Raw genomic sequence first — 13,161 nt, forward strand, 5'->3', positions numbered from 1 at the left:
GCTGTCAGCGAATGTAATTCCACTCTGATAAAACATTCCCCTTTTTACATAAAATAATAATATTAGTGCCCAAAAAAGCCTCTGCTAAAAGAGGCTCAGGCAGTCTTTTCTCACTGTTATGGCGTTAAACGTGTTTTGCCGTGAGGGCAGGTTTTGAAAATGCATCGTGTTGTTGAAGCGCAATACGGGGTTTCAGGCTCTCTGTCACCCGGGCAGCTGGACATGTTGTGCATGACTCGCCAGAGTGTCGGACTGTATTTATCAATTTGTATAATGTTTACGGCACGTAATTTTTCGGAAATAATAAAACCGTTGTTGTTAACCGTAATTTTATCACCCGGTTTGATAAGATAATCACCTTTATACCACAGCAAATATTTATGATTATGTTGCGTGATTATTTTGGTAAAGAAGGTGCCTGTGATGGGACTGACAATAGTGCCTAATGAAATCCATAATTTTGTTATTTCCACTCATCTACCTTTTTAACAAATAAAATACTATAAATACAGTTTAGCCACCTCAGTAGAGAGTACATAATAGATATTGCCTATTCATAAGATTAACGCTGATAAGCATCTGATAAATCTGCTGTCAAATATACGACAATACTTTACATTGATAAAACATTACGTTGAATATTTAACAAAAGTAATAATATGCTTGTGCTGCGGCGGTAATAAATGTTTAAATATTAAACGACAGTCCGGATTTAATGTTCCTCCCACAAAGATAACACCTCCTCAACGTTTCTTACGCCATCGCGAAAATAATTAACATGACGTTTTTCGATAAAAAAGACTTCAAGGGATAAGAGGAGGAACAGCAATACCACAAAAATAACGAGAAAATTTTTGATCATAATTTGTACCATATGACGTAAAACCAGGCGGGATAGCGCTTTTCAATGACCTGATGAATTTGAAAACAGGTTTATCACTACCACGCCCGCAATGATCAGCCCCATCCCTGCCAGGGCGGCCATATCCAGTTTTTGGTCATAAACAACCCATCCCACCAGACTAATCAGGACAATTCCGGCTCCTGACCATAACGCATAGATAATGCCCGTCGGTATGGTTCGCATGGGAATGGTTAACGACCAAAACGCAAGAAGGTAGAAAAGAACCGTAACGGTGGCAGGCCATAGCCGGGTAAAGCTGTCGGATAATTTTAATGCTGTTGTTGCAATAACTTCGCAAATAATTGATATAAAAAGAAAAAGGTAGCTATTCATATAAAGGCCTGTCACAACATACTTCTGTATCACCCAAATCGGGTGGAAAAATAGTATCAACGTTTAGTTGTAAATTAAACTTTGTGTTTAATTTTGTGTGAGCCAGCGCACCTTCTCAGGCCAGCTTAAAAACGGAAAATTTCCTTGTTATCGGCGCTATCGCTTCCGTATCCCCGTAGAGCGCAATGGCGACGAATTCCAGTGTTTCAAGCGTGGTTTCTTTCGTTGCCTGAATCTGGGCTTCAGAGGAGGGGCCAAGCATCGTCGTCGTAAAGAAATTAAACGGGATCCCCGCTTCCTGAGATTTCAGTGCCGCGGTTTTTAACTGATTGCTGTTTTTGGCCTGCAGGATCACGACCGGGTAATGGCTAAGATAAGCGTTCAGCCCGCTTTCAGCGTTTGGGTAGTCATGGAAGAGGACATCATCCGCCTTGCGCATGATCCCGGCGGCCAGGTGGGCCGTGGCATTCAACAGCAACGCCGGATCCTGCGTGCGGTTAACAACGACATAGAGTTTTTTTTGATTGTCTTCAAACATCTCGATTCCTCAGTGATTTTTTGATTTATACCGTAGCTGGTCATTCACGAACGTTACGCAAAGTATGCCGGCAGCAGGAAGCAGCCAGGCCAAACCCTGATTATGTAGCGGCATCCTGGCACTGAGCGTTGTCAGCCATAAGGGGCCGCCCGCGGCGCTAAGTGCCTCAGCCAGACCAAACAGAAAGGTAACGAATGCCGCAGGGACAATGACCCGCGCTGGTGAGTGGAAGGTTGTCCGCATGAAAAAGGTCACGATAAGTACAACAAACACCGGATAAATCGCCGTCAGAACCGGCACCGATAACGCAATCAATTGGGTCAACCCGATATTTGATATCAGCATGGAGACGATGGCAAAAAACCAGATGCAGGTTCGATAGCTAAAGCGGGTATGGTCGCTGAACCAGGCGCCACAGGCCGATGTCAGCCCGACAGCGGTAACCAGGCAGGCAAGGGTCATCAACACCCCCAGAAAAATGTCGCCGCCAGGTCCATAGCTAAAGTGGACATAAGCACTGAGCACCTGAGCGCCGTTTGTTGCCCCATCAGTCAGCCCGCTGCTACTTAGCCCAAGCCGGAACAGGCCTGCATAAACCACGACAAGGCCCACGCCTGCAATCAGGCCGGAACAGAACGCATAACGAGTAATAAGGCGGGGAGAGGTTACCCCTCTGGATTGAATCGCTCTGACAATCACCAGCCCAAAGACCAGGGCTGCCAGCGTATCCATCGTCAGATAACCATTTGTGATCCCCTGAGAAAAAGGGGAGGTGGCATACAGACCCTGTGGCGGCAGGGGAGCCCCCGCTGGCACGAGCATCGCCGTGATTGTCAGTACCAGAAGCGCCACGATTTTCAAAGGCGACAGGAACTTACCTACCGTATCGAGAAGGCGGCCGGGATGAAGGGAGATCAGAACGACCAGCGCGAAAAAGCTCAGGCTCCACCAGGCTAAGCCATACGCGCCAGGGTGATAATGTTGTAATGCCAGCTCGTACGAGACGGTGGCGGTTCGCGGAATGGCGAACAGCGGTCCGATACAAAGATAACAGGCAATAGTCAGGACCAGACTGCAGAGGCGTCCGGTGGGCTGGGTTATTGCCTGCAGCGATCCGCCGGCTTTCGCCATGGCAATGGCGGTCATCACCGGCAACCCGACACCCGTCAATAAAAAGCCCATTGCGGCATACCAGACGGATGTTCCTGCCTGTAAGCCGATCAGGGGCGGAAAAATGATATTACCGGCCCCAACAAACAAGGCGAAGTTGAGAAACCCCAGGATAAAAATGTCTCTGACGCGGAAAGTTGTCATGTGGATATCGTCTTCACTCTGGTTGTCGGCAGCGCCAGATATTAATTATAAAACACGCCCTGAAACCGGGCGTGCCAGCCGTGCATGGGGATCAATGATGGCCGTGATGCCCATGAAAATCATGCCAGCCATGTGCATGGGAAGGATCATGGTGCCAGTGATGATGATCCGGATGATGGCGATCGGTGGAGTGATGATCCCTGATCACGCAGCCGCTGAGCATCAGGCTCAGGATAACCAGGGAGACATTCAGACATAACTTACTGTTCGGCATACTGCCATCCTCTCAAGAGTGCTTAATGAGTTGAGGGCAATGATATAGATTAAACAAAAAGTTGTAATTTCAACATTTGTTGTATGTTGAAATTAAAGGTAACAAAATTATTCAATGCGTAAAATCTTATGAAAATAAAATTACAATTTAACTTATTGTTTTTTAGGCACTTTTGTTTTGATGGATTTGTCTGGCGGTATAAAAATTGGCCTTTTCTCTCACTTCTGTAAAAAGCGTAATAATAAGTAATGGAGATTGTCACGCAGCGGAAGAAAACGGATAGTGCGCCCCACAGGAACAAAACCACATAAGGAAAATGGTTATGAAAACGTTACTCTCTCTTGCTGCACTTCTCGGTCTTGCCTCGTCTTCTGCTTTTGCTGCCACTGCACAGGACTGTGTAAAGGCAGATAACCCGCAAATTGAAGCACTCTTTGACAGATGGAATGCCTCATTACAAACAGGCGATGCCCATAAAGTGGCGGAGAATTATCTGAGTGATGCGGTTCTGCTACCGACAATTTCAAATCAGGTGCGACTGACCGATCAGGAGCGCGTGGATTACTTCCAGGATTTTCTGAAGAAGAAGCCTTACGGTAAAATTGATAGCCGCACCATTCGTCTGGGCTGCAATAAAGCCATTGATACCGGAACGTATACCTTCACTTTCGCCGATAAATCGACCGTGACTGCCCGCTATACCTTCACCTATGCGTGGGACGGAAAAGAGTGGAAAATTTCCTCCCATCACTCTTCCGCAATGCCTGAAGGATAAGATCTGTCCCCTCTCCCTTTGGGGAGAGGGGGAACCACTCAGCGTCTTACCGGCGCTCCGTTCGCCACGTAATACGCCGCTGTACTCTTCGCCAGCGGCTCACGCCCGCGAATGGCATCAGCAATTTTCTCACCGATCATAATTGTGGTGGCGTTCAGGTTGCCGGTGATGATCTGCGGCATGATCGACGCATCCACCACGCGTAACCCTTCGAGCCCGTGAACGCGGCCTTCGCCATCGACTACCGCCATCTCGTCATAGCCCATTTTGCAGCTTCCACACGGGTGGAAGGCGGTTTCGGCGTGGTTGCGCACGAACTCGTCCAGCTGTTCGTCGGTCTGGCACTCAACCCCCGGGCTGATTTCGCGGCCACGGTATTTGTCCAGCGCGGGCTGATGCATGATTTCGCGGGTGATGCGGATCGCATCGCGGAATTCCTGCCAGTCCTGCTCGTGGGACATATAGTTGAACAGGATCGCCGGATGCTGATGCGGATCGCGCGATTTAATACGCACATGCCCGCGGCTTGGTGAGCGCATCGACCCAACGTGGCACTGGAAGCCGTGCTCTTTCACCGCGTTGGAGCCGTTGTAGTTAATCGCCACCGGCAGGAAGTGATACTGAATGTTCGGCCACTCGAACTCCTCGCGGCTGCGGATAAACCCACCCGCCTCGAAGTGGTTGCTCGCCCCCACGCCGGTGCCGCCAAACAGCCACTCGGCGCCAATCTTCGGCTGGTTCCACCACTGCAGGGCAGGGTAGAGGGAGACCGGCTCTTTGCATTCGTACTGGAGATACATCTCCAGGTGATCCTGCAGGTTTTCGCCCACGCCGGGCAGGTCATGCACCAGCGGAATATCAAACTGCTTCAGCAGTTCCGCGTTGCCCACGCCGGAGCGTTGCAGGATCTGCGGAGAGGCAATCGCCCCGGCGCACAGCAGCACCTCTTTGTTTGCCGATGCTTTGGACGGGATGGTGCTTTCGCCTTCCAGCCACTCGACGCCCACGGAGCGCTTGCCGTCAAAGAGAATGCGATCGGTCATGGCATGGGTGCGGATGGTCAGGTTCGGGCGCTGTTTCGCCTGGTCCAGATAGCCGCGCGCGGTGCTGGCGCGTCGGCCCTGCGGTGTGACCGTGCGGTCCATCGGGCCGAACCCTTCCTGCTGATAGCCGTTGAGATCGTCCGTGCGCGGGTAGCCCGCCTGTACGCCCGCTTCCACCATTGCCTCAAACAGCGGGTTCACGCCCGGTTTGGAGGTGGTGACGCTCACCGGGCCGTCGCCGCCGTGGTAGTCGTTTGGACCCACGTCGCGGGTTTCAGCCTTACGGTAGTAGGGCAGGCAGTTGAGGTAGCTCCAGTGCTCCAGACCCGGCTCTTTCGCCCAGTTGTCCAGATCCATTGCGTTGCCGCGTACGTAGCACATGCCGTTGATGAGCGATGACCCGCCAAGCCCTTTACCGCGTCCGCACTCCATGCGGCGGTTATTCATATAGGGCTCTGGCTCGGTTTCGTACGCCCAGTTGTAGCGCTTGCCCTGCAGCGGGAATGCCAGTGCGGCAGGCATCTGGGTGCGGAAGTCAAAGCGGTAATCCGGGCCGCCCGCTTCAAGCAGCAGAACGGTGGTATCCGGATCTTCAGTCAGTCGTGTTGCCAGAACGTTGCCGGCAGAGCCAGCACCAATAATGATGTAGTCAAATTGCAAAAAAACCTCCCGGTTAAAATATGGACTGGAATTTACCCATCTCAACCTGGATGGACTTCACCTGGGTGTAACTCTGGAGCGTCATCACGCCGTTTTCGCGGCCGATACCGGAGTGTTTGTAGCCGCCAACCGGCATCTCTGCCGGGGATTCACCCCAGGTGTTGATCCAGCAAATACCCGCCTCAAGCTGATGAATCGCGCGATGGGCCCGGTTCAGATCGGCCGTCACGATGCCTGCCGCCAGCCCGTAGTCGGTATCGTTGGCGCGGCGAATGGCTTCTTCATCGGTTTCGTAGGTGAGAATGGACATCACCGGCCCGAAGATCTCTTCGCGCACGATGGTCATCTCGTCGGTGCAGTCGGTAAACACGGTCGGGGCGACCCACGCGCCGTTGTCAAAGCCTTCGCCCTTCAGCACGTCGCCGCCGCACAGCACGCGCGCACCTTCCTCTTTGCCTTTGGCGATATAGCGCAGCACATTGTCGCGGTGCGGGAAGCTGACCAGCGGGCCAAAGTTGGTGTTTTCATCGAACAGATCGCCCGCGCGGATGCGGCCCACGCGTTCAACGATTTTCTGCTCAAACGCGGCCTTGAACTTCGCGGGTACGAACACGCGGGTGCCGTTGGTGCAGACCTGGCCGGAGCTGAAGAAGTTGGCCATCATCGCGATGTCGGCAGCGAGATCGAGATCCGCATCGTCAAACACAATCAGCGGGGATTTGCCGCCCAGCTCCATCGTCACCTCTTTCAGGGACGAGGCCGCCGAGTTCGCCATCACCTTTTTGCCGCTGGCGACGCCGCCGGTGAAGGAGACTTTCGCGATGCCCGGGTGTTCGGTCAGGTACTGGCCGGTCTCCGCGCCTACGCCCGGCAGAACGTTAAACACGCCGTCCGGCAGGCCCGCTTCGGTGTAGATTTCCGCAAGCTTCAGGGCGGTGAGTGGGGTGACCTCGCTCGGCTTGAAGATCATCGCGTTGCCCGCCGCCAGCGCCGGGGCGGATTTCCACAGGGCGATCTGGATCGGGTAATTCCACGCGCCAATACCCGCCACCACGCCCAGCGGCTCGCGACGGGTGTAGACGAAAGAGGTATCGCGCAGTGGGATCTGGCTGCCTTCCAGCGCCGGGATCAGCCCCGCGTAGTACTCCAGCACGTCCGCACCGGTGACGATATCCACGGTTGAGGTTTCCGAATACGCTTTACCGGTGTCGAGGGTTTCCAGCTTCGCCAGTTCGTCGTTCCGCTCGCGCAGGATATCGACGGCGCGACGCAGAATGCGCGAGCGCTCCATGGCGGTCATTGCCGCCCAGATTTTTTGCCCTTGCCGGGCACTCTGGACGGCGCGATCGACATCTTCGCGCCCGGCGGCCTGTACGGTCGCCAGAACGTCGCCGTTAGCCGGGTTAATGGTCTCGAAGGTGCGACCGCTGGTGGCGGATGTATAACCACCATTGATATAAAGCTGCTGTTCTGCCATTCGGGACATAAATTCTCCTCGGTTATTCGGTCGGTAAATGCTGGCTGATAAAGTGGCTGGTGAGCGACTGGGCTACGTTTTTATCCAGCGGTTTGCCGCTTAGCGCGGCGCGCAGCCACAGCCCGTCGATCAGCGCTGCAAGCCCGTAACCCGCCTCCTGCGCCTGTTCACGCGGCAGTTCGCGGCGGAATTCGTACACCAGGTTTGAAAGCAAACGGCGGCTGCTTACCTGTTGCAACCGGTAGAGCATCGGCTGATGCATGCTGCTCGCCCAGAAGGCCAGCCAGGCTTTCATTGCCGCGCTGCTGATCTGGGTTTCATCAAAGTTGCCGCCGACAATCGCCTGCAATCGTTGCTCTGCGCTGCCATCCGGCAGGGCATGCAGGCGGCTCAGAACCGCGTCGCGCAGCTGGCCGGTGATGTCGCGCATGGTCGCTTCCAGCAGGCCATTTTTATCTTTGAAGTAGTGACTGATGATCCCGGTTGAGACACCCGCCCGACGGGCGATCTGCGCGATGGTTGCGTCATGCATTCCCACTTCATTTATTGCTTCCAGCGTGGCGTCGATCAGTTGCCTGCGCCGGATCGGCTGCATCCCCACTTTGGGCATTTTTGCCACTCCATTCATCAGCGTTGGTTAACCATTAAAGCGGTTTTTGATTGGACGTTCAATATAAAATGTGTCTTAATTGTTGCGGATTTGGATTTTAATAGTTACAAAAACAGTGGGGATACTGGATGACAGATCTTTCGCAAGACAGAGAAAAGGACAAAATCAATCCGGTTGTTTTTTATACATCCGCAGGACTGATTTTGTTGTTTTCCCTGATGACGATCTTCTTTAGCGACTTCTCTGCCGAGTGGATTGGGCGCACCCTGAACTGGGTGTCGAAGACCTTCGGCTGGTACTATTTGCTGGCGGCGACGCTCTATATTGTCTTTGTTGTCTGCATTGCCTGTTCGCGCTTTGGCTCGGTGAAGCTCGGGCCCGAGCAGTCAAAACCCGAGTTTAGTCTGTTAAGCTGGGCGGCGATGCTGTTTGCCGCCGGTATCGGCATCGACCTGATGTTCTTCTCCGTGGCCGAACCGGTCACGCAATATATGCAGCCGCCGGAAGGGGCAGGGCAGACGATGGAGGCCGCGCGCCAGGCGATGGTCTGGACGCTGTTCCACTACGGACTGACCGGCTGGTCGATGTACGCCCTGATGGGCATGGCGCTCGGATACTTTAGCTATCGTTATAATTTACCCCTCACCATTCGCTCTGCGCTGTACCCCATTTTCGGTAAAAAGATTAACGGCCCGATAGGGCACAGCGTCGATATTGCGGCGGTGATCGGCACCATCTTCGGTATCGCCACCACGCTTGGCATTGGCGTGGTGCAGCTCAACTACGGGCTGAGCGTGCTGTTTGATATCCCGGATTCGCTGGCGGCGAAAGCCGCGCTGATCGCGCTGTCGGTGATTATCGCCACCATTTCCGTAACGTCGGGCGTGGATAAAGGCATCCGCGTGCTCTCCGAGCTGAACGTGGCGCTGGCGCTTGGGCTGATCCTGTTCGTGCTGTTTATGGGCGACACCTCGTTCCTGCTCAACGCCTTAGTGCTGAACGTGGGTGACTACGTGAACCGCTTTATGGGCATGACGCTGAACAGCTTCGCCTTTGACCGCCCGGTGGAGTGGATGAACAACTGGACGCTGTTCTTCTGGGCGTGGTGGGTGGCGTGGTCGCCGTTTGTCGGCCTGTTCCTGGCGCGTATTTCACGTGGTCGCACCATCCGCCAGTTTGTGATGGGCACGCTGATCATTCCGTTCACCTTTACCCTGCTGTGGCTGTCGGTCTTTGGCAACAGTGCGCTGCATGAGATCATCCACGGCGACGCGGCGTTTGCGCAGGAGGCGATGGCGCACCCGGAGCGCGGATTCTACAGCCTGCTGGCGCAATACCCGGCGTTCACCTTTAGCGCCTCCGTGGCCACCATTACCGGTCTGCTGTTTTACGTCACCTCGGCGGATTCCGGTGCGCTGGTGCTGGGGAACTTCACCTCGAAGCTGAAGGACATCAACAGCGATGCGCCAAACTGGCTGCGTATCTTCTGGTCCGTCGCCATCGGCCTGCTGACGCTCGGCATGCTGATGACCAACGGGATTTCCGCCCTGCAGAACACCACGGTGATCATGGGTCTGCCGTTCAGCTTTGTGATCTTCTTTGTGATGGCCGGGCTGTATAAATCGCTCAAGGTGGAAGACTACCGTCGCGTCAGCGCCAGCCGCGATACCGCGCCGCGCCCGATGGGTGCCCAGGACAGACTGAGCTGGAAGAAGCGTCTCTCGCGCCTGATGAACTACCCGGGCACGCGCTACACCAGCCAGATGATGGAGACGGTCTGCTTCCCGGCAATGGAAGAGGTGGCGCAGGAGTTGCGATTACGCGGTGCCTACGTGGAGCTGAAAAACCTGCCGCCGGAAGAGGGCGAGACCCTGGGGCATCTGGATCTGCTGGTGCATATGGGTGACGAGCAGAACTTTGTCTATCAGATCTGGCCGCAGCAGTATTCGGTGCCCGGGTTTACCTACCGCGCACGCAGCGGCAAATCGACCTACTACCGGCTGGAGACCTTCCTGCTGGAAGGCAGCCAGGGGAATGATTTGATGGACTACAGCAAGGAGCAGGTGATTACGGATATTCTGGACCAGTATGAACGGCACCTGAACTTTATCCATCTGCACCGGGAAGCGCCGGGGAATAGCGTGATGTTCCCGGATGTGTAAGCGAATCGCATTCTAAATTGATGCCGGGTGGCGGCTTCGCCTTACCCGGCCTACCGCGAGCCAACTTTGTAGGCCTGATAAGCGAAGCGCCATCAGGCTTGTAGCAGCGTCAACACGCTGTCATCCCTTTTGTGCCAGAAGAGGGTGAAACGTGTGCCCTCCGCATATTCTCCAGCCGGGCGCGAAAGCACCAGCACAAGGGTTTTATCATCTAACGCTGCGACTCTCGCACAGTCAAAACCCATGTAAATCTTTACCTGCGGAAACAGCGCTTTAAACAAACTTTCTTTCGCGCTAAACGCGAGCGTCAGCGCCTGTGCAAAAGGGTAGCCTGAACGCGTTAAACACGCCGCTTCCTGCGCATTGATGATACCGTCCTGGATTTCATGGGCTTCACGGTCGGAAAGGATCGCCTCTGTATCGATACCTACAAGGGCATGAGGATGGTGAACCACAACCGCCATCGCCTGCGTGCCGCTGTGAGTGATGCTACCCGAAACCCCGTGCGGCCAGAGCGGTTCGCCGCTGGGGCCGATGCCGGGAACGGCGTGGCCAGGTAAGGCATGCGCGGCGGCGATGCGGCCCGCCAGATGCTCGGCTTTGCGTTTGCGTCCGGCGTCAGCCAGCTGTGCGTGATGGGGGAGCCAGAGGAGATCGGCGTCGGTGAAGGTGGTGGGGGCGAAGGTGATGCGGTGAACGGTGAGGCTGGCGAGAACGAACGTGCTGTGGGTTGTGTGCATGGTATTCCCTTCAGAATTGTGCGGCCTATTGCCCTCACCCCGACCCTCTCCCACAGGGAGAGGGTGGAAGTCACTACCTGTATCAGAATCGGGTATTCACGCTCATATACCACGTGCGGCCTGGCTCATTATAGGTATAAGCCCCTGCGCCGTACATATAGGCACCCGTCGAGGTATTCCCGGTGGTCTGGGCATTACCCGCACGCCACTGGCGTTTGTCGAAGACGTTATCCACGCCGCCGGTCAGGCTGACGTTTTTGGTCACGTCCCACGTCGCGCTCAGGCCAAGGATGCTATACGGGCTGACCTCGTCTTTCTCTGACCCGGTCACCGGCTGACCTTTGTAGTTGTACTTCTTCGGCTGCTGCTTGCCGTACCAGGTGAAGGTCGACTGGAGCGACACATCCTGATGCACCTGCCAGCTCAGGGTAGAGTTCAGCGTGTACTCCGGGATGATCGACAGACGGTCGCCGGTCTCCTTGTTCTTGCTCTGCAGCATGTAGGTGATGTTGTTGGTCCAGTTGATGGTGTCGCTGACCGGCACGTTCAGGGAACCTTCCAGGCCTTCAACCACCGCTTTCGGCACGTTCTCCCACTGGTAGATATCGGTGGTGACTTTGCTGGTGGAGGTCTGGCCGATTGGCGCATAGCCCGCTTCAATCTTGTTGCGATAGTCGTTGCGGAACCAGGTCACGCCCGCCAGCCAGCCGTCGCGTTTCCACTCCAGTCCAATCTCTTTGTTGATGCTGGTTTCGGCTTTCAAATCGTCGTTACCCATCATGTAGCAGCCCACGCCGTCAGAGCTGGCGTAGCAGCCCTGGCCCTTGCTGTATAACAGGTAGTTCGGGTTGGTCTGGTACAGGCTCGGTGCTTTGTAGGCACGCGCAATACCCATCTTCAGGGTGAAATCATCCCCCAGACCCTGCGACAGGTTCAGGGACGGGCTCCAGTTGTTACCCACGATGGTGTGATGGTCGAAGCGCAGCGCCGGGGTCAGCATAGTGCTGTCGGTCAGCTCCATATTGTTTTCCGCAAACAGGGAGAAAATCTCTGCGGAGGTATAGGGGCTGCGATCGTCGCTAATCCCTGGAATGGTCCCGCCCTGCAGGGTTTGCGAGAAGGAGGTGGAATCCTTCATGCGCTGCTGGTTCCATTCGGTGCCCAGCGTCAGGTTCTGGTTGACGATGAAATCAATCGGCAGGTTGATCTCACTGTGCAGCATGACGTCGGCCAGGTCGGTATCGGTGAATTTCTCGCTGTTGAACAGGCCCTCGGTTCCTCCGGCCAGCCCTTCACCCAGACGCGAGTTGCGGGTGTGTTCGTACTGCGCCCAGTTGCTGGTGGTAATGCCGTTATCCCAGCCGCCATTCCACGTGACGGCGAAGTTCTGACGATAGATACGGTTGGTCTCTTTACCGTAGTTCTTCTTCACCAGCGCATTGTCGTTGTTGGTGTTCTGGGTATCCCCGGCGTAGAGGTTGTTCTGGCGGCTGTAGCCCGCTTCAAACTCCAGAGACTGCATTGGCGCAAAGTCCCAACGCACCACGCCATTGATGTCTTTGTTTTCTACCCCTTCACGGCCTGCAGGCAGGGTGTTGGCATAGGCGCCGGTACGCTCGGACTGATGGCCCTGGTTGATGTCCCACGCATCGGCCTGGGTTTTGTCGAGGTTACCGTACATGCGGAAGCTGAAGTCGCCGCCCAGTGGGCCGCTCAGGCTGAAGTTGGTGCGTTTTGTGGAACCTTCATCCTTGTGTTCAGGCGCGTTCAGATAGGTGTTCCAGGAGCCGTGCCACTGGTCGTCGAATTTTTTGGTGATGATGTTCACCACGCCACCTGCCGCACCGTTGCCGTAACGCGCGGCGGCCGGGCCACGGATCACTTCAATACGCTCGATCATCTCAGGCGGCACCCAGCCGGTATCACCGCGGGTGTCGCGCTCGCCGCGCCAGCCCAGACGAATCGAGTTGCGGCTCGTGACCGGCTTGCCGTCGATCAGGATCAGCGTGTTTTCCGGGCCCATACCACGGATATCAATCTGGCGGTTGTTACCGCGCTGGCCGCTGGTGGAGTTACCGGTCAGGTTAACGCCCGGCATGGTGCGGATGATTTCAGACACGTCACGCGCGGGCGGATTTTTACGGATCTCATCGGCGGTAATGGTGGAAACCCCCGGCGCCTGCAAATTCTGCTCGGCGGCGGTGATCACCATGGTGTCTTCATGCTGCGCGGAGGCGGTATTGTCGTCTGCCATGGCAGGCAGCGCGACGCCATAAATCCCTAAATTGACCAGCAAGGCCAGAGAGTGAATCTTCTTATTCATTGGATGTC

Annotated in this window: 12 protein-coding genes; 2 read left to right on the forward strand and 10 right to left on the reverse strand. The window is 55.2% G+C overall.

The features are described from left to right. Window positions 1-116: 116 nt before the first annotated feature. From AX755_RS25345 to AX755_RS25350, 5 genes are all read right to left on the reverse strand, one after another. Window positions 117-473 carry a hypothetical protein gene (locus AX755_RS25345; protein ID WP_130626524.1) on the reverse strand — a complete coding sequence of 119 codons (357 nt, stop codon included), beginning with the start codon at window positions 471-473 and terminating at the stop codon, window positions 117-119. A 431-nt stretch (window positions 474-904) separates the two neighbouring features. Next, the gene (locus AX755_RS11685) at window positions 905-1,237 is read right to left on the reverse strand and encodes an SMR family transporter (protein ID WP_062856802.1); all 333 of its coding nucleotides are present in this window, start codon (window positions 1,235-1,237) and stop codon (window positions 905-907) included. 115 nt (window positions 1,238-1,352) lie between these two features. Next, entirely contained in the window at window positions 1,353-1,775 is a 423-nt protein-coding gene (locus tag AX755_RS11690; protein ID WP_062856803.1) for a DUF2000 domain-containing protein, read from the reverse strand. Window positions 1,776-1,784: 9 nt separating this feature from the next. Next, the gene (gene brnQ / locus AX755_RS11695; RefSeq protein WP_058683870.1) at window positions 1,785-3,089 is read right to left on the reverse strand and encodes a branched-chain amino acid transport system II carrier protein; all 1,305 of its coding nucleotides are present in this window, start codon (window positions 3,087-3,089) and stop codon (window positions 1,785-1,787) included. A gap of 91 nt (window positions 3,090-3,180) precedes the next feature. Beyond that, window positions 3,181-3,363, reverse strand: coding sequence for a hypothetical protein (locus AX755_RS25350; RefSeq protein WP_131729160.1), 183 nt, complete (start codon window positions 3,361-3,363; stop codon window positions 3,181-3,183). 316 nt (window positions 3,364-3,679) lie between these two features. On the opposite strand from AX755_RS25350, the gene AX755_RS11700 reads away from it, so the two are divergent. Continuing rightward, complete coding sequence (locus tag AX755_RS11700; RefSeq protein WP_369706356.1) at window positions 3,680-4,138, forward strand: SgcJ/EcaC family oxidoreductase; 459 nt, start codon at window positions 3,680-3,682, stop codon at window positions 4,136-4,138. Window positions 4,139-4,176: 38 nt separating this feature from the next. Here AX755_RS11700 and betA read toward each other — a convergent pair whose 3' ends face one another. The 3 genes from betA to betI are packed head-to-tail and all read right to left on the reverse strand — an operon-like array spanning window position 4,177 to window position 7,928. Next, window positions 4,177-5,841 carry a choline dehydrogenase gene (gene betA / locus AX755_RS11705; protein WP_062856804.1) on the reverse strand — a complete coding sequence of 555 codons (1,665 nt, stop codon included), beginning with the start codon at window positions 5,839-5,841 and terminating at the stop codon, window positions 4,177-4,179. Window positions 5,842-5,854: 13 nt separating this feature from the next. Continuing rightward, window positions 5,855-7,327, reverse strand: a complete 1,473-nt coding sequence (betB, locus tag AX755_RS11710) for a betaine-aldehyde dehydrogenase (RefSeq protein ID WP_038418874.1) — start codon at window positions 7,325-7,327, stop codon at window positions 5,855-5,857. A 13-nt stretch (window positions 7,328-7,340) separates the two neighbouring features. Further along, window positions 7,341-7,928, reverse strand: coding sequence for a transcriptional regulator BetI (gene betI / locus AX755_RS11715; protein WP_058651704.1), 588 nt, complete (start codon window positions 7,926-7,928; stop codon window positions 7,341-7,343). Window positions 7,929-8,056: 128 nt separating this feature from the next. Here betI and betT point away from each other — a divergent pair, with 128 nt between their 5' ends. Continuing rightward, complete coding sequence (betT, locus tag AX755_RS11720; RefSeq protein WP_062856805.1) at window positions 8,057-10,090, forward strand: choline BCCT transporter BetT; 2,034 nt, start codon at window positions 8,057-8,059, stop codon at window positions 10,088-10,090. A gap of 92 nt (window positions 10,091-10,182) precedes the next feature. Here betT and entD read toward each other — a convergent pair whose 3' ends face one another. Beyond that, window positions 10,183-10,830 (reverse strand): enterobactin synthase subunit EntD, encoded by a 648-nt coding sequence (gene entD / locus AX755_RS11725; protein ID WP_062856806.1) that lies wholly within the window; start codon window positions 10,828-10,830, stop codon window positions 10,183-10,185. 82 nt (window positions 10,831-10,912) lie between these two features. Continuing rightward, window positions 10,913-13,153, reverse strand: coding sequence for a TonB-dependent siderophore receptor (locus tag AX755_RS11730; protein ID WP_062856807.1), 2,241 nt, complete (start codon window positions 13,151-13,153; stop codon window positions 10,913-10,915). Window positions 13,154-13,161 lie beyond the last annotated feature (8 nt).

This window comes from Enterobacter sp. SENG-6 (genome assembly GCF_001605945.1).
In the GTDB taxonomy this organism is placed as follows: Bacteria; Pseudomonadota; Gammaproteobacteria; order Enterobacterales; family Enterobacteriaceae; genus Enterobacter; species Enterobacter cloacae.